Source organism: Massilia sp. BSC265 (genome assembly GCF_000740675.1).
Classification (GTDB): domain Bacteria; phylum Pseudomonadota; class Gammaproteobacteria; order Burkholderiales; family Burkholderiaceae_D; genus Telluria.
Genome location: NZ_JPXI01000013.1, coordinates 1 through 15,581, shown reverse-complemented (window position 1 = coordinate 15,581; position 15,581 = coordinate 1). Strand labels below are relative to the sequence as shown.

The 15,581-nt window shown below is 66.0% G+C and carries 17 protein-coding genes; 5 read left to right on the top strand and 12 right to left on the bottom strand.

Going from position 1 to position 15,581, the window contains the following annotated elements; translation table 11 throughout:
- Positions 1-444 (bottom strand): YgcG family protein (locus tag MA09_RS02270; protein WP_036244988.1); only part of this gene is annotated, 444 nt, incomplete at its 3' end.
- Between the two features lie 3 nt (positions 445-447).
- Positions 448-1,059 carry a LemA family protein gene (locus tag MA09_RS02265; protein WP_036244986.1) on the bottom strand — a complete coding sequence of 204 codons (612 nt, stop codon included), beginning with the start codon at positions 1,057-1,059 and terminating at the stop codon, positions 448-450.
- Between the two features lie 154 nt (positions 1,060-1,213).
- Between MA09_RS02265 and pyrF the strand changes: the two genes are divergently transcribed.
- Positions 1,214-2,035, top strand: coding sequence for an orotidine-5'-phosphate decarboxylase (pyrF, locus tag MA09_RS02260; protein WP_036244984.1), 822 nt, complete (start codon positions 1,214-1,216; stop codon positions 2,033-2,035).
- 3 nt (positions 2,036-2,038) lie between these two features.
- On the opposite strand, the gene sbcB is transcribed toward pyrF, so the two are convergent.
- Together sbcB and MA09_RS02250 are read right to left on the bottom strand one after the other, a co-directional pair.
- Positions 2,039-3,487: an exodeoxyribonuclease I gene (gene sbcB / locus MA09_RS02255; RefSeq protein ID WP_036244982.1), complete on the bottom strand. Its 1,449-nt coding sequence runs from the start codon at positions 3,485-3,487 to the stop codon at positions 2,039-2,041.
- Positions 3,488-3,572: 85 nt separating this feature from the next.
- Positions 3,573-4,538 (bottom strand): GGDEF domain-containing protein, encoded by a 966-nt coding sequence (locus MA09_RS02250; protein ID WP_036244980.1) that lies wholly within the window; start codon positions 4,536-4,538, stop codon positions 3,573-3,575.
- Between the two features lie 119 nt (positions 4,539-4,657).
- Here MA09_RS02250 and MA09_RS02245 point away from each other — a divergent pair, with 119 nt between their 5' ends.
- Positions 4,658-5,470: a helical backbone metal receptor gene (locus MA09_RS02245; protein WP_036244992.1), complete on the top strand. Its 813-nt coding sequence runs from the start codon at positions 4,658-4,660 to the stop codon at positions 5,468-5,470.
- Between the two features lie 53 nt (positions 5,471-5,523).
- Here the strand turns inward: MA09_RS02245 and MA09_RS02240 are convergent, their stop codons facing one another.
- From MA09_RS02240 to MA09_RS02215, 6 genes are all read right to left on the bottom strand, one after another.
- Positions 5,524-5,901: an HPF/RaiA family ribosome-associated protein gene (locus MA09_RS02240; RefSeq protein WP_036244978.1), complete on the bottom strand. Its 378-nt coding sequence runs from the start codon at positions 5,899-5,901 to the stop codon at positions 5,524-5,526.
- Between the two features lie 122 nt (positions 5,902-6,023).
- Entirely contained in the window at positions 6,024-6,905 is an 882-nt protein-coding gene (locus MA09_RS02235) for a PHB depolymerase family esterase (protein ID WP_036244975.1), read from the bottom strand.
- A 74-nt stretch (positions 6,906-6,979) separates the two neighbouring features.
- On the bottom strand, positions 6,980-8,212 hold the full coding sequence (locus tag MA09_RS02230) for a HAMP domain-containing sensor histidine kinase (protein WP_036244974.1): 1,233 nt from the start codon (positions 8,210-8,212) through the stop codon (positions 6,980-6,982).
- A complete protein-coding gene (locus MA09_RS02225) occupies positions 8,205-8,906 on the bottom strand; it encodes a response regulator transcription factor (protein ID WP_036244971.1) in 702 nt (233 codons plus the stop codon). The genes MA09_RS02230 and MA09_RS02225 overlap by 8 nt, the downstream gene beginning before the upstream one ends.
- On the bottom strand, positions 8,903-10,162 hold the full coding sequence (locus MA09_RS02220) for an MFS transporter (protein ID WP_036244969.1): 1,260 nt from the start codon (positions 10,160-10,162) through the stop codon (positions 8,903-8,905). Before MA09_RS02220 ends, MA09_RS02225 begins: the two co-directional genes overlap by 4 nt.
- Before the next feature lie 70 nt (positions 10,163-10,232).
- Positions 10,233-11,255 (bottom strand): CDP-6-deoxy-delta-3,4-glucoseen reductase, encoded by a 1,023-nt coding sequence (locus tag MA09_RS02215; protein ID WP_036244967.1) that lies wholly within the window; start codon positions 11,253-11,255, stop codon positions 10,233-10,235.
- A gap of 147 nt (positions 11,256-11,402) precedes the next feature.
- On the opposite strand from MA09_RS02215, the gene MA09_RS02210 reads away from it, so the two are divergent.
- From MA09_RS02210 to MA09_RS02200, 3 genes are all read left to right on the top strand, one after another.
- Complete coding sequence (locus tag MA09_RS02210) at positions 11,403-12,326, top strand: NAD(P)H-binding protein (protein WP_036244965.1); 924 nt, start codon at positions 11,403-11,405, stop codon at positions 12,324-12,326.
- Complete coding sequence (locus MA09_RS02205) at positions 12,323-12,553, top strand: hypothetical protein (RefSeq protein ID WP_036244962.1); 231 nt, start codon at positions 12,323-12,325, stop codon at positions 12,551-12,553. Before MA09_RS02210 ends, MA09_RS02205 begins: the two co-directional genes overlap by 4 nt.
- Before the next feature lie 258 nt (positions 12,554-12,811).
- Positions 12,812-13,081: a hypothetical protein gene (locus tag MA09_RS02200; RefSeq protein ID WP_036244959.1), complete on the top strand. Its 270-nt coding sequence runs from the start codon at positions 12,812-12,814 to the stop codon at positions 13,079-13,081.
- Positions 13,082-13,142: 61 nt separating this feature from the next.
- On the opposite strand, the gene MA09_RS02195 is transcribed toward MA09_RS02200, so the two are convergent.
- Positions 13,143-13,781 (bottom strand): glycine-rich domain-containing protein-like, encoded by a 639-nt coding sequence (locus tag MA09_RS02195; RefSeq protein WP_229440522.1) that lies wholly within the window; start codon positions 13,779-13,781, stop codon positions 13,143-13,145.
- Positions 13,782-14,085: 304 nt separating this feature from the next.
- Positions 14,086-15,581: CHASE domain-containing protein (locus MA09_RS02190; RefSeq protein ID WP_051933099.1), on the bottom strand; the 1,496-nt coding region annotated here is incomplete at its 5' end.

Sequence of the window (15,581 nt, the reverse complement as noted above, 5' to 3'; positions counted from 1 at the left end):
TGCGATTACGTCCTGCAGGATGCGTTTCGATTGCGCGTCGGTCAGCACGCCCTGTACACCACGGCCGGCCTCGATGCGCAGCCGGCGCAGCGAACTTGGATTGTCACGCGCCACCATCAGCAGCACGCCGTCGTCGACGCCCTTGCGGCCCAGTTTCCAGGCGTCGGTGACGCGGATGCTGAACTGCTCGATCGCTTCGGGCTCGGTCGATTTCACCAGTAACACGGCAATCTGGCTCCCGGTACGGGCCTCGTAGTCGGCCAGCACCGCGCTCAAGCGCTCGCGCTGGCCGGCGTCGAGCATGCCGGCTTCGTCGACCACGCGCCCGCTCAGCGCGGGAACCGGCTTGAGCTGGGCAAACGCCGTACTGGCCCAGCCCAGGGCGAGCACGCAGGCCAGCAGCAGGGCCCACAGCGAACGATAGATACTGCCTCCGGTCGGCATCGTTTATTTGCCGAAGTCGACCGTCGGCGCCGTCGAGATCGCTTTTTCGTTCTCGACCGTGAACGAGGGCTTGGTCTCGTAGCCAAACACCATTGCCGTCAGGTTGGTCGGGAACTTGCGCACGGTAACGTTATAGTCCTGCACCGACGCGATGTAGCGCTGGCGCGCCACCGTGATGCGGTTCTCGGTGCCTTCCAGCTGCGACTGCAGGTCGCGGAAGCTGGTGTCGGCCTTCAGGTCCGGGTATTTTTCGGACACCGCCATCAGGCGCGACAGCGCGCCGGACAGCTCGCCCTGCACCTGCTGGAATTTGTTGAAGGCGGACGGGTCATTCAGCACTTCCGGCGTGATCTGGAAGCTGGTGGCTGCGGCGCGGGCGCGGGTGACGGCCTCGAGCGTCTCGCGCTCGTGCGAGGCATAGCCCTTGACGGTGTTGACCAGGTTCGGGATCAGGTCGGCGCGGCGCTGGTACTGGTTCACCACTTCGCCCCAGGCGGCCTTGGTTGCCTCGTCCTTGGTCTGGAACTCGTTGTAGCCGCAGCCGGACAGCAGCGTGCCGGTGAGTATGGCCACGGCGAGGGTACGGGTCCAGCGCGAGAAGAGGGTAGATGTCATGATCGTTTCACGGCAAGTTGTCGAATGGTCAAAATATACATGATGTAAAGATATTTTGGCGCATCGTCGGGGATAAACCGATGCTGCATCCGTCCAGCAGCATGGCTGGCGGTACAATATTGGGTTCGCAATAACTGACTGACAAGAGGCCCGGATGACATTCATCGATAAACTTTCCGCAGCATGGACCCGCAACAATTCCCTGCTGTGCGTCGGGCTCGACCCGGACCTGGCGCGCTTCCCGGCGCACCTGCAAGGCCAGCCGGACGGCATCGTCCAGTTCTGCAAGGCCATCATCGATGCGACTGCCGACCTGGCCTGCGCCTTCAAGCCGCAAATCGCCTATTTCGCGGCCCTGGGCGCCGAAGCGCAGCTGGAGGAAATCTGCCGCTACTTGCGCGAGCAATATCCGCACATCCCGCTGGTCCTGGACGCCAAGCGCGGCGACATCGGCGCCACCGCACACCAGTACGCGCGCGAAGCCTTCGACCGCTACGGCGCCGATGCCGTGACGGTCAGTCCCTACATGGGCTTCGATTCGGTCGAGCCTTACCTGGAGTGGCCGGACCGCGGCGTGATCGTACTGTGCCGCACCTCGAATGCGGGCGGTTCGGACCTGCAGTTCCTGGACGTGGGCGGCCGCCCGCTGTACCAGCACGTGGCCCAGCTCGTGGCCGAGAAGTGGAACCGCAACGGCCAGCTGGCGCTGGTGGTGGGGGCGACCTTCCCGGAAGAGATCGCGCAGGTGCGCAAGCTGGTCGGTGACATGCCGCTGCTCATCCCGGGCGTGGGTGCGCAGGGCGGGGACGTGGAAGCGACCGTGAAGGCGGGACGTACCGCGGACCGCACCGGGATGATGATCAATTCCTCGCGGGCAATTCTGTATGCGGCGCCGCAGGGTGGCGAGGATTTCGCTGCAGCCGCGCGTCGGGTGGCGATGGACACGCGCGACGCGATCAACGCCGCGCGGGGGTAAGCGTCAATACCTGCTCGGCGCAATCGTCTCCGCATAGTCGTACAGCGCGCCGAGAATTTCCTCCGCCCGCTCGTCCGCACTCTCGGACAGCGCATCGATCTCCATGAACAGCTGGTCCACCGTGCGCGCCCCGGCGACCCCCTCGAACAGCCTTGCCGCGCGGTGCGCCTCCCACAGTTCCCTTTCGTCTTCCGACAGGGTCTGCGGGAAGTTGCGTGCGCGGTAGCGGAAGAACAGCTCGCCCAGGCGCTCGTCCTCGAACGAGGGCCGCATGCCGGCCAGCACCGAGGGCTTTTCCTGGCGCAGCGACTCCAGCTTGCGGCGGTCGCCGTTGCCCACGAAACCGCCGTACAGGTCTTCGTCCACGTCTGCCGCGGCGCCTGGCGCCGGTTTCTTGAACACCTCGGCCCAGATCGCGCTCATATTGCGCCCGCCCGCCGCCAGGGCCGCGTGCGCCCGCGCCTGCTCGACATCGATGTGCCAGCGCGTCGCCATGCTGGGGTGCAGGGTCTTGAGGTTGCCGACCAGCATCGGCGATTTGTTCAGGTGCACACTCTTGATCGGCAGGCGCGTCATCCCTTCCGGCATGTCGGCGCTGCGGGTGAACAGGCGGGTGCGGATCGTCTCGACGTCGAGCTCGAACAGTTCCGACGGGTCGTGGCGGCAGTCCCACACCAGGATCTCGTTCTTGTTGGTCGGGTGCTGGGCCAGCGGCCAGACCAGGCCCAGGCAGCCGTGCTCGACCGGGAACATGCCTGACACGTGCAGGAAGGGCTGGCGCTGGCCCGGGTCGAGGTGCAGGCCCATCTCGGCGGCCACCCGCTCCTTGCGGCGCAGTTCCAGGCAGAAGTCGAACAGCTTCGGCTGCTTTTGCTTGATGAGTCGGGCCAGGGCGATGGTGGCGCGCACGTCCGACAGCGCGTCGTGGGCCGCGTCGTGGACCAGGCCGTTTGCCCTGGTCAGGTCTTCCAGGCGGAAGCTCGGCTTGCCGTCTTCCTTGCTCGGCCATTCAATGCCGTCCGGGCGCAGCGCATAGGTCATGCGCACCACGTCCAGCAGGTCCCAGCGCCCGCAGCCGTTCTGCCATTCGCGCGCGTACGGGTCGATCAGGTTGCGCCAGAACAGGTGGCGCGTGACTTCGTCGTCGAAACGGATGGTGTTGTAGCCGACACCGACCGTGCCGGGCTCGCTGAACGCGGCCTCGATGGTCCGGGCGAATTCGTGTTCCGGCACGCCGTGTTCGAGGCAGTGCTGCGGAGTGATGCCGGTGATCAGGCAGGACTGCGGGTCGGGCAGGAAATCCGGCGCCGGCTGGCAGTACAGCATGATCGGCTCGCCGATCTCGTTCAGCTCGGCGTCGGTGCGGATGGCCGCGAACTGGGCCGGGCGGTCGCGGCGCGGGGTCGCGCCGAAGGTTTCATAGTCGTGCCAGAGGAAGGTATGCGTGCTCATGTATTCTTATCTTGTCGCCGTTGGGACAGGCAGGCGCCATGGTGGCACAGAATCGGCGCGGCGTCAGCCGGGCGGAACCGATGAGTTACACGCTGACTCTGTCGCGCCCTGCCTGCTTGGCACGGTACAAGGCGGCGTCCGCGGCGGCCATCAGCGCATGCTCGTCGCCGCCGGGCGCCAGGCTGGCCACGCCGAAGGAGCCGGTGATGTGGGGCAGGGGAAGGCGCATGTCCGGAAAGACCATGGTCGTGCGCAGGCGTTCGGCCAGGCGCTCGGCCACCATCTCGGCCTGGGCGGCCGGGGTGTCCGGCAACACCGCCATCAGTTCTTCGCCGCCGTAGCGCACCGCGAAGTCGGAGGGCCGCAGCGATTCCCGGATCACACCGGCGGCGCTTGATAGCGCGGCGTCGCCCGCCAGGTGGCCATGGGTGTCGTTGAAGCGCTTGAAGTGATCGAGGTCGATCATGATGATCGACAAGGGGCTGCCGTCCTGGCGTGCGCGGGCAGCCAGCTTGGGCAGCATCTCGCCCAGCCAGGCGCGGTTGTACAGGCCGGTCAGGCCGTCGTTGAGCGAGAGCTGGCGGTAGAACTCGCCGAGCCGCTGGCGCCGCTTGAGCTGGGCGTTGGCATGCCGCACACGGAAGGACAGCAGGCGCAGCAGGTTGCGGGCGAGCACGTTCGAGCGGTCGATCAGCTGCCACACCAGTTCCGGCTCGATTACCAGCAGCTCGCAGTCTTCCAGTGCCGTCATCGCGGCCAGGTTGACCGCGTCGTCCAGCACGGCCTGCTCACCCACGCTCTCGCCGGGCAGCACACGGCTGACGCCACTGTCCTCGCTGCCGCTGTGGGCATCGGGCGCCACTTCCAGCATTCCGGAAAGCACAATGTAGAGGCGCGCACGCATGCCGTCCTCGACCCGCCGGCCTGCCGCTACCCGAATGACCGCGCAGGGGGCGAGCATTTGCCCGATGATCGGGTCATCGGCGTCGCGGAACAGTTGCAGGTCGCGCGTGCTGTAAGAAGAAGCACCGAAAGTGCCGATCGGGTCCAAGGGATTCTCAGGTGAAAAGAAAGCTACTCTAAGTCAACATCATGTGGGGGCATGATACCTTATTGCAACTCCTGTGCACGGACTGGCGTTTCAGAAACAACAGTGGTCAAATGGCGGCCATGACGAATCCTGCCCACCTGGTCGACGCGCTCGGCCAACAACACCATCCCGCGCCAGGCGCCCGCATCGTGTCGCTGGTGCCCTCGCTCACCGAGCTCCTGTGCGAGCTCGGCCTGGCTGGCCAGCTGGTCGGCCGTACCGGCTTCTGCATCCATCCGCGCGATACGGTGGAGGCGATTCCGAAGGTCGGCGGCACCAAGGACGTGAACATCGAGAAGATCCGAAAGCTGGCGCCGACCCACCTCGTGGTGAATATCGACGAGAACGAAAAGCCGACGGTGGACAAGCTGGCGGAGTTCGTGCCGCACATCGTCGTCACCCATCCGGTGGTGCCGGGCGATAACCTGGCGTTGGCGCGCCTGATGGGCGGAATCTTTGGCGCGGAAGAGGCGGCGGAGTGCTGGTGTGCCGCCTTCGAGCAGGAACACGCGGCCTTGGCCGCCTCGGTGAGTACATCGGCGCCGGCGCGCACCGTGCTGTACTGCATCTGGCAGGATCCGTGGATGAGTGTGTCGAAAGACACGTATATCGCCGCCATGCTGGCCGAGCTGGGCTGGCAGGTCCCGCAACTCGGGGAGGCACGCTATCCGCGATTTGATTGGTCCGAGCAACTGGTGGACCAGCTCGACGCCGTGCTGCTGTCCACCGAGCCCTACCGCTTCACGGAAGCCCACGCGGACGCGCTCGAGAAGCAGATCGGCATTCCGGTCTTGCTGGTCGATGGAGAAATGATGTCGTGGTACGGCAGCCGCGCGCTGGCCGGCCTGCGCTACCTGCGCGAGCTGCGGGCGATGCTGGAAGGCGCTGGCTGAACCGATGAGGAAGACAAGCGCACGCCCAGGAGCCGGGCGTGCGATCGCACCACTTACGAATCGGTCAGGTGCTTGTCTGCGAGGGGATCGACTGCCGGGGCCGCGTGGCCGTGGCGGTCCTTGTCCTGCAGGCGACCCAGGGCACTGTCGAGGGCACGTGCCAGCTTGCCGCCGGCGTTCTTGATCGACTGGCGCAGGTCGTCGGAATGCTCGTGCACCACGATCGGCTGGTAGCCGCGCACGCGCGCTTCCATCATGCACGAGTTGCCGCCATCGGCGCCTTTCTGCCTGTTCTCGTTGCTCAGGTGTACTTCGACGCTGGTGATGTGGTCGCCGAAACGGTCGATCGAGCTGCGGACGACTGATTCCACGTGTTCATCCAGGCCCTGGTGGTTGGTAATGGTGCGGTCGGTATTGACATTGATTTGCATACGATTGCTCCTGTTGTCATAACGGCTTGATCTTACCCGCGGCCGCGTTTTGGCCGCGTCCTGTTATGACAGGTGGGGCCGGTCCCGCAAGTTGCAAGGCCGGCCACATCCGCTTCCAGGGTTCAGCGGCGGTGCCTGGCGAAGAACTGCCACATCAGTTCGTTGGCATCCACGTCGCGCGTGGTCTTGCCGATCGGCAGGCCGACATTGAAGGCATCGGCGCCCGGCCAGGTATGGCCACCTTCCTTGACCGTTACCAGGGCGACGCGGGCGCCGTCCTTCCCCTGTTCCCGGTAGCTGACCTCGGTACCGTCGAGACTGTCGTCATTGAAGCTGCGTGTCTGTTCGGGGGTGCCCTCGAGGCCGTTGCGCTTGATCCAGTAGCGGTGGCTGTCGACGGCGGACAGGTAGCCGGAACCGGTGGCCTTGCCGTCGTAGGCAACGACCTGGTCGGCCGTGCCATGGATCAGCATCACGCCGACCTTGCCCGGTTTCGTATGGTGCTGGACGACCGGCTCCGGCATGGGCCCGCCCACCGACGCGACCGCCGCGAACAGCTGCGGCAGGTCGGCCGCCAGGCGCAGCGCGAAGAAGCCGCCGCGCGACAGCCCGGTCGCATAGACCCGCGAGGCGTCGATCCGGTATTCCTTCTTGAGTTTCTCGAGCAGGGCTTCGGTGAAGCCGACATCGTCGCTGCCGCCGAGGTAAGGCATGCCGAAGCCGACGTTCCAGTCTTCCTTGGTGCCCTTCGGGTAGACCACGATGAAGCGGTGGCGGTCGGCGGCCCGGTTCATGCCGGTGTAGAGCATCTGCTCGGCCATGCTCATGCCGCCACCGTGGAAGTTGAACACGACCGGATAGGGCTGCCGCGGATCGGCATGGTAGGAAGGCGGTGTGTAGACGATGTAGCGGCGTTTTTCTTCCTTGTGGACCAGGCTGCCCACCTGGGCGAAGGCGGTGCTGCAGGCGCTGGACAGGACCAGCAGGGCGATCAGGATTTTCATTGGGTGCTCCCTCGTGTTGGAGCATCCAGCCTAAGGGGAGGGTGGTGAAATCGCGGTGAAATCCGCCGGCTTTTTCAGCGCGAGGGCAGGGGACGGATGTCGACCCGGTAGCGCGCTTCGCCCGGATGGAAGGCGATCGCCCAGCCCATGCTGCGTGCGACCCGCGCCAGCAGGTTCTGACCGTGTGCGAAGCCCTGCACCTTGCCGGCGTGCGCCGCGTCCAGGGTGTTGGCGATGACAAGCTTCCCATCCGCGTAGCCGATGGCGAGCCTGGCCTGCGGGCCTCCGTGGAACAGGGCATTGCCTACGCAATTGGTGACGAGAAGAAGAGCGAGGTGGCGGTTGCCCTGCACCGGCAGGCGTTCCGGAAGCGTGAGCGCCAGGCGCTGCTCGTCCCACTCGTTCGCCCCGGGCACGCCCAGCAGGGCATGCTCGATGCAGTCGCGCAGGTCGAACACGTCCAGTCCGACGTGTTCGGCACGCGCCAGCGCGAACAGGACATCGATCGTGGCGCGCAGTTCGTCGAGGCCGGCCTGCAGCTGCCCGAACTCGTCCCGGCCCAGCGGCCGCCTCGCCGCCAGGGCCAGCGTGTTGTTCATGATGGTCAGCGGCGTGCGCAGCTCGTGCCCGACGTCGCGCGTGAAATCGTGCTCGCGGCGCAGGGCCGCCTGCAACTCGCTGAAACTGCTCTCCAGGCGCTCTGCAAGGATGCCGATCTCGTCCGGCCGCCCGCGTGCGCTGAAGCTGGCCGTGCCGCCGGGGCGCAGGGCTTGCGCTTCCTGTGCCAGGATTTGCAGCGGCTGTACCAGGCGCCGTGCCAGCAGCCAGGCCAGCAGCAGGGCCAGCGCGATCAAGGCCGCGGCGACGAAGATCAGCACCCCGCCCACATCCTGCACCACCTTCGACACCACCAGCACGGGAGCGACGTCGGCCAGCATGTAAATGCGCCGCGTACCGGCCTGGCCGGCTCCGCCGGCCAGGTCGCGCACCATCAGGTGGTAGTGCTGGCCGGTCCTGGTAAACACTTCGGCGCGCAGGTCCCCGGGCGCGGTTGCCGCGCGTACCACGGTCGGCAGCGTGTCGCGGCTGGTGTGGAGGGTGACCAGGTCGCTGGCAGGACGCGGCAGGACGCCATGCCGGGCGGCGTGCTGCTCGATGGCGGCGGCTTCGCGCACCAGCAGCCGCTCCACCAGCATGTCCTCGGTGACATAGGCAATGACCACTGCCAGGCCCGTGTAGCACAGGCAGATCAGGACGGTGAATCCCGCCAGGGCGGCGAACAGGCTGCGGCGGATCGACCTAGCCATTGTCGTTCCCGTCCAGGTCGAGCCGGTAGCCCAGCTGCAGGATGGTGGCGAGCATCCTGCGCCCGGACGCTTGCTCCAGCACCTTGCGCAAGGTGTAGATGTGCGACTTCAGGGCATCGCTGTCGGGCGGATGCGCGCCCCACAGGTGCTGGACCAGCATGGAACGCGAGACCGGATGCGGGTGTTCCCTGCACAGCAGGAGCAGGATGCTGAAGCCGGTCTGGGTGAGAGGCAGGGGCTTGCCCTCGTAGAGTGCGCGCTTTTCCCTGGCCAGCAGGGTCAGCGGGCCCACGCGCAGCTCCTGCCGCTGGTGCAGCGTGCCGCGCCGGGCCAGCGCTTCGCAGCGCAGGGCCACCTCGCGCAGGTCGAAGGGTTTGGCCAGGTAGTCGTCGGCGCCTTCGCGAAAGCCCTGCGCCTTGTCCTCGAAGGCGTCGCGTGCGGTCAGCATCAGGACCGGCACGTTGCTCGGCGCACCCGCCTTGATCGCGCGGCAGACCTGCAGGCCGTCCACGTCGGGCAGGTTGAGGTCGAGCAGCACCACGTCATAGGGCTGCTCCGTGGCCAGCCGGATGGCCAGGGCGCCGGTGCCGGCATGGTCAAGCTGCCAGCCCAGGCCGTCGAGGAAATCGACGATCTGGCGGGCAATGGTCGGGTGGTCTTCGACCACCAGCACGCTCAGCACCGGGCGGTTCATGCCCGCAGCCTTTCGCTTTTTTCTTCCTGATGGTGCGGGAAACGGTCCATCCGCGACAGCACCGGGAACATGACTGCCCACAGCCCCGTTACCGCGAGCGTGGCCGCGCCGCCGAGCAGGATGGCGCGTACCAGGCCGAGCCAGCCGGCGGTGACGCCCGATTCGAATTCGCCCAGTTCGTTGGAGGCGCCGATGAACACCGAGTTGACAGCGCTGACGCGCCCGCGGATGTCGTCCGGGGTCTCGTACTGCACCAGCAGGTGACGGATGTACACGCTCACCATGTCGCCGGCGCCAAGGAGGAACAGGGCGCACAGGGCCACCGGGAAGCTGTCGGTCCAACCCATCACCAGCGTGGAAAGGCCGAACACGGCGACGCCGCCGAACATCCACAGGCCGACCCGGCGCGTGATCGGGAAGAAGGCCAGCGCGATCGAGCACAGCGCCGCCCCCACTCCCGGCGCACTGCGCAGCCAGCCCAGCGCGGAGGGGCCCACGTGCAGGACGTCGTGCGCATAGGCGGGCAGCAGGGCGGTGGCGCCGCCGAACAGCACCGCGAACAGGTCGAGCGAAATCGCGCCCAGCACGATCGGGCGCGACCACACGAAGCGCAGGCCCTCCATCAGCGAATGCCAGCTCACCGGGCCCTGGCTGCGGGCCTGCTGGGTCGCCCGGGTACGCGACATGCACAGCACCGCGATCATGAGCAGGCTGGCCGCGACCATGTGCACGGTCATCGGGCCGAAGGCGTACAGCAGGCCGCCGATGACCGGGCCGGCGATCACGGCCACGTGGAAGGTCGAGGAACCGAGGGCCACGGCCTGGCTGAAGTCCTGGTTCGGCACCAGGTTCTTCAGCACGGCCTGCGAGGCCGGCATCATGAAGGCGCGCGCGGAGCCGAACAGCACCAGGATGGCGAAGACCGGCCACACGATGGTGCTGGCACTGGCGGTGAAACCGACCAGCAGCAGGCTGCACAGCAGCTGCGTGGCCATGCACAGCAGGACGATGTTGCGGCGGTTGTAGCGGTCGGCCACGTGGCCGGCCCACAGGATCAGCACCAGGAAGGGCGCGAACTGCGCCAGGCCGATCAGGCCGAGGTCGAACAGGCTGCCCGTGATCTGGTAGACCTGCCAGCCGATGGCGACGCTCTGCATCTGCACCGCGAGGGTGCCGAGGAAGCGGCTGGAAAGATAAAAGGCGAGGTTACGGTTGCGCAGGACGGCCAGGCCGCTGGAAGAGGACAGCAGAGACATGTGGGGCTTTCGGGACAATGCTTGGGCTTGTTTGCCTTGCATTGTGCCCGAAATGCGGCCTTGCCGTGCCTTATGCCAGGTCCGCCTCGGTGGTGAAGGCGTCAGCGAAGAACTCGTCTTCCGGCAGCCCGCACTGCGCCACGTAGTCGCGCCGCGCGGACTCCACCATGACGGGCGCGCCGCAGGCATACACCTGGTGGCCGGAGAGGTTCGGGATGTCCTGCATCACGGCCGCGTGCACGTAGCCGGTGCGGCCCTGCCAGGCGTCTTCCGGCAGCGCATCCGAGATGACCGGGATGTACTGGAAGTCCGGCAGCGTGGTTTCCCAGGCCCGGCACAGCTCGTCCATGTACAGGTCCTGTGGGCGGCGTCCGCCCCAGTACAGCCGTACCGGGCGGGTGGACTTCAGGTGCATCAGGTGCTCGACCAGCGCCTTCACCGGCGCGAAACCGGTGCCCGAGGCCAGCAGCACGATCGGCTTGTCGGACTCTTCACGCAGGAAGAAGGTGCCGAGCGGGCCTTCGAAGCGCAGGATGTCGCGCTCCTTCATGGCGTTGAAAACGTGATCGGTGAACAGACCGCCCGGCAGGTGCCGGATGTGCAGCTCGAGCGGACCGTTGAACGAGGGCGCGCAGGCGATGCTGTAGGCGCGGCGCTTGCCGTCCTTGAGCAGGAATTCGATGTACTGGCCGGCGCGGTAGGCCAGCGCTTCGTTGGCCGGCAGCTGCAGCGTGACGATGGCGACGTCCTCCGCGGCCTTGCGGATGCCGGCGATCCGGGTCGGCAGCTTGCGCACCGGGTATTCCGAGCTGCCGCCGATCTCGCGCGCCTCGATCACCAGGTCCTGCTGCGGCACCGCGCAACAGAACAGCGACATGCCCTGGGTCTTCTCGGTGTCGGTCAGGGCGCGTTGCTGGTGCGGCTTGTGGGTCAGCTCGCCGTCCAGCACCTTGCCCTTGCACGAGCCGCAGGCGCCGTTCTTGCAGCCGTAGGGCAGGCCGATGCCGGCGCGGATGGCGGCGGAGAGGACGGTTTCGTCGGCTTCGCAGGTGAACTGGTGGCCACTGGGCTGGACGGTGATCTGGAAAGTCATGCAGGATCTGAAGTTGGTGGCTGCGCATGGCAAGCCGTTGATTTGACAATATTTAACGGTCGGTATTCTACACCGGGGCCACCGGAGCCGTGAAACCCTGGCCCGAGGCTGTGCTAGAGTGACAAGCTTTCATCCCGCACCACCGCCATGATCCAAGCTCCCGCTTTCCACCGTCCGCGCCTGCTCATCGTCGGCTGCGGCGACGTCGGCATGCGCCTGCTGCCGCTGCTCGCCGCGCGCTTCCGCGTGTTCGCCCTCACCAGCCAGCCGGAGCGCCGTGCAGAGTTGCGCGCGCTCGGGGCCGTGCCGGTGGTGGCGGACCTCGACCGTCCCGCCAGCTTGCTGCGCCTGCGCGGCCTGGCCGACTGGGTCGTGCACCTGGCCCCGCCGCAGCCCGATGGCGCCATGGACCGCCGCACCCGCCACCTGGTGGCGGCCCTGGGCAAGGCAACCCGCCTGGTCTACGTGAGCACCAGCGGCGTGTATGGGGACTGCGGCGGCGAACTGGTGCGCGAGACGCGGCCGGTGGCGCCGCGCAACGCCCGCGCCCGGCGGCGCGTCGATGCCGAGCGCGTGCTGCGCGCCTGGGCGCTCACGGCGGGCACGCGGCTGTCCATCCTGCGGGTGCCCGGTATCTATGCCGCCGAGCGGCTGCCGATCAAGCGGCTGGAGCAGGGCACCCCGGCCCTGCGCCCCGAAGACGACGTGTACACCAACCACATCCATGCCGACGACCTGGCGCGCATCGTTCTGCTTTCGCTGTTCCGCGCCCGCGGGGCAGGCCGGGTGGTGCACGCGGTGGACGACACCCGCATGAAGATGGGCGAGTATTTCGACGCGGTGGCCGATGCCTTTGGCCTGGCGCGCCCGCCACGCCTGCCGCGCCCCGAGCTGCAGGCGGCGGTCACGCCGACGCTGCTGTCCTTCATGTCCGAGTCGCGCCGGCTGGACAATACGCGCCTGAAGCGCGAGCTGCGTGTACGGCTGCGCTATCCCGACGTAGGAAGTGCGCTGGCGTACCTGGGCGCGGCTCCCGTACAATCTGGCACCCGGAACGAGAGGCCAGCATGACTTATGAAGAATACCTCGACGAAGTAACCACCCTGATCGTCGAAAAATATGGGGTCGCGGATGCCGCCGCGATCAAGATCGTCGTCGATGCGCAGGACAAAGAATATTTTGTGGCGCACGACGACAAGCCCGAGATGCGCACTCCCGAGCGCGCGCATGCCGACGCCCGCGCCCTGTACCAGGCCAGCGGGCTGGCCAAGAAGGCCGCTCCCGGCAAGAAGAAGTAAACCTTCCGCCGCCCTGCGCCCGGGGCGGCACTCACCTGTCCATCGACGCCACCGGCCTGCCGGAGGCATGTGCACGCCCTGCGAACCGAGGATGCCATCAAAAACGGCAGCGCCTTGTGCAAATTGCTAGACGAATGTGTATCATTTCGTCCCTGACGAAAAATGCCATACAAATGATGCCGTTTTGGCCCTGTATGCAATGAATTCGCAATTAGATCACGCAAAGTGACAAATATTTAACAATCCTGAAAGAAACCCATGCCCATCAGACGCCTCCCGCCCGGCGCGGAATACGACCCCAACCGGCTCCTCGACGCCATCATCGCCAAGCTCCGCCTGAAGAACGACGCCGCATTGTCGCGCGTGCTCGAAGTGGCGCCGCCGGTGATCAGCAAGATTCGCCACAACACCCTGCCGATCGGCGCCACGCTGCTGTTGCGCATGCATGAAGAGAGCGAATTCAGCATTCGTGAACTGCGCGAGTTGATGGTCCGGCCTGAGGGTAGTGCGCAGGCGTTCTCGGTCTGAACGCCTGAATAAAAACGGCCGGCTGGACGCAAGTGTCGGCCGGCCGTGGGGAAAAGACAAATCAGGCAGCGTGCGCCAGTCGCTTGCCCGGTGCGGCGCAATATGCTGTGACGTCAGGCTGCGCCTGCGGCGGCTTGCCCGGCGCGGCGCAGTATGCGTGGGCGACGCTGGCGGTTTCGCCCGGCTTGCCCGGCGCGGCGCAGTACGCGTAGGCGGCGTCGGCGGCCCCGCCCGGCTTGCCCGGCGCTGCGCAGTACGCGTAGGCGGCATTGGCGGCCTCGCCCGGCTTTCCAGGCGCGGCGCAGTATGCGTACGCGGCGTTGGCGGCTTTGCCCGGCTTGCCCGGCGCGGCGCAGTATGCGTGCGCGGCGTTGGCGGCAGGCCCGGCACCGAACTCCGCTTCGTAGATTTCGCGCATGCGCTCGCCGCCAGAGGCATGCTCGTCATCGTTCGCACCGGCGCCGATGCCGACGTAGGGATCGTGATGCAGGAAGTAGCCGAACACGACTTCACAATCGCGTGCGTACTTCATCGTGTCGAGGATGTGGTAATGCCAGAAGATGTCGACGTCGACGGTCGGCGATGCCTCCGCCTCGGGGTATTTCTTCATCAGGAACAGGAAGCGGCGGTACTCCGTTTCCACTGCATCGGCCCGCAGCGCGGACCAGCCTTCGCCGGATTCCACATGCATCAGTTTCATTTTGATCGGGGCAAGATCAAGTGCTTCGAATGCTGCAAATTCGTTGTTCGACATAGTTATCACCTTTTGTTGTAGATCTGTTTGTTAAGGCATTCTTTTTTTTATCCCTAGTGTTGAAGCGGTACGTCAGAACAATCCTCCTCGAAGAACGCGACGCGGTTAATCAGAAGCCAAGAACTGCGTCTTGACAGGTGGCAGTGATATCAATTGTCCTGCGACCGGTCAGGTTCAATGTTGAGTTCTGTCAACCGAGAAACTGCTGTGCTGAAACGAGACAACATGGCCGCAAGTCTGTTCCATGTTTTCAGGCGATGGCCGGCAGCACGACATCACTGTCGTGTGCCGGGAAGACGGGTGATCCAGGCAGGTGGCTGCTCACGGGAATGGTGACGACGATGGTGGTCCCGGTATCCGGACCACTGCTGATCGAGAAGCTGCCGCCGAGAATGTTGACGCGCTCTTCGATACCAACCAGGCCGAAGGAACCGTTGCGGTTGCGGCTCCCTGGCTGCAGGCCGACGCCGTTGTCGCGGATCATCATGGTCAGCATGTCGGCGTGCTGGTGCAAATCGATTCGTACCTTGGTTGCGCGCGCATGCCGGGCCACATTGTTGAGCGACTCCTGCAGGATGCGGAAGAAGGCGGTAGCGCAATGGTCGTCAAGACGTTGTTCGGTTTCGTCCTCGACCAGTTCGCACTCGATGCCGGTGCGGCGCGAGAACTCGGTCACCTGCCAGTCCACTGCCGCGCTCAGGCCAAGGTCGAGCACGTTCGGCCGCAGGTCGTTGATGATCTGGCGCACGCTGCGGATGGTCAGGTCGATCTGGCGCACGGTGGCGGCAGCGCGCTCGTGCAGGCGTGCATGGCGGTCGCGCGTGCGGTTGGCCAGGATCTCGGCCTCGATCTTCAGCGCCAGCAGGTTCTGCCCGAGCTCGTCATGGATTTCGCGAGCAATGCGCTTGCGTTCACCTTCCTTGATCTGTTCCGCGTGCGCGGCCAGTTGGCGCAGCTTCTCGTTGGTAGCCTGCAGCTTGGCCTGGCTGGCGCGCAGTTCGCGTGTCATGTCCTCGGCCATGCGCAGGGCGCGGCGGCGCGACGAGGCCATGGTCTGGAACAGCGCATACAGCAGGGCGGTGCTGAGCGTTCCGGCGAGGGCGGCCATCCACGGATAATAGACATCGAAGCGCGTATACAGCGCCGATTTGGCGATGCTGAAATCGGCGCGCCATTGGCGCCTCTTGAATTCGATCGGCAGGCTGGCCCGAAACAGGTCGGCCTCGTCGGGCATTGAGCGGCGTTTCGTCGTCCAATGGCTGTCGTAGAGGACCGCGCTGGGCTGCGCCTCGCCCGGCTCCAGAGGTACATCGTCGAGGTCGGTGAGGATGAGGCGCACGCCATCGGCCGGGAAGCCCTCGAGTGCGCCGCTGACCATCATGTTGACGCCGAAACCGATGCCGACACTGCCGATATAGGCCGCACGGCGCTGCAGGACGGTATCAATCGGCATGCCGCTGCGGTAAACGGGCAAGCGCATCGCGAGGATGTTCTGGCGGGGGTCGAAGCCGGGCAGCACGTTGACGCGCATACCCGAGGAAGTGAAAGAATTGTTGTCGCGCGCCGCTTCCACCGTACGGCGAATATAGCTGCGTGCTTCCAGGTCGAGGCCGAGCTTGTTGAGCGTTTCCGGAGTGGCGGGTTCCATGTAGACGATGATCGTGTAGCTGTCGCGGCCCGGCACCGGACGCAGCTCCCTCGCAGGCTCGGGCATGCCGTACTGACGCAGGCGACGGCGCACGTCCG

Excerpts from the sequence above, each read along its gene's own strand:
- MA09_RS02265 (WP_036244986.1), bottom strand. The coding sequence starts at position 1,059 with ATGACATCTACCCTCTTCTCGCGCTGGACCCGTACCCTCGCCGTGGCC.
- pyrF (WP_036244984.1), top strand. The coding sequence starts at position 1,214 with ATGACATTCATCGATAAACTTTCCGCAGCATGGACCCGCAACAATTCC.
- sbcB (WP_036244982.1), bottom strand. The coding sequence starts at position 3,487 with ATGAGCACGCATACCTTCCTCTGGCACGACTATGAAACCTTCGGCGCG.
- MA09_RS02245 (WP_036244992.1), top strand. The coding sequence starts at position 4,658 with ATGACGAATCCTGCCCACCTGGTCGACGCGCTCGGCCAACAACACCAT.
- MA09_RS02240 (WP_036244978.1), bottom strand. The coding sequence starts at position 5,901 with ATGCAAATCAATGTCAATACCGACCGCACCATTACCAACCACCAGGGC.
- MA09_RS02235 (WP_036244975.1), bottom strand. The coding sequence starts at position 6,905 with ATGAAAATCCTGATCGCCCTGCTGGTCCTGTCCAGCGCCTGCAGCACC.
- MA09_RS02230 (WP_036244974.1), bottom strand. The coding sequence starts at position 8,212 with ATGGCTAGGTCGATCCGCCGCAGCCTGTTCGCCGCCCTGGCGGGATTC.
- MA09_RS02225 (WP_036244971.1), bottom strand. The coding sequence starts at position 8,906 with ATGAACCGCCCGGTGCTGAGCGTGCTGGTGGTCGAAGACCACCCGACC.
- MA09_RS02220 (WP_036244969.1), bottom strand. The coding sequence starts at position 10,162 with ATGTCTCTGCTGTCCTCTTCCAGCGGCCTGGCCGTCCTGCGCAACCGT.
- MA09_RS02215 (WP_036244967.1), bottom strand. The coding sequence starts at position 11,255 with ATGACTTTCCAGATCACCGTCCAGCCCAGTGGCCACCAGTTCACCTGC.
- MA09_RS02210 (WP_036244965.1), top strand. The coding sequence starts at position 11,403 with ATGATCCAAGCTCCCGCTTTCCACCGTCCGCGCCTGCTCATCGTCGGC.
- MA09_RS02205 (WP_036244962.1), top strand. The coding sequence starts at position 12,323 with ATGACTTATGAAGAATACCTCGACGAAGTAACCACCCTGATCGTCGAA.
- MA09_RS02200 (WP_036244959.1), top strand. The coding sequence starts at position 12,812 with ATGCCCATCAGACGCCTCCCGCCCGGCGCGGAATACGACCCCAACCGG.
- MA09_RS02195 (WP_229440522.1), bottom strand. The coding sequence starts at position 13,781 with ATGAAACTGATGCATGTGGAATCCGGCGAAGGCTGGTCCGCGCTGCGG.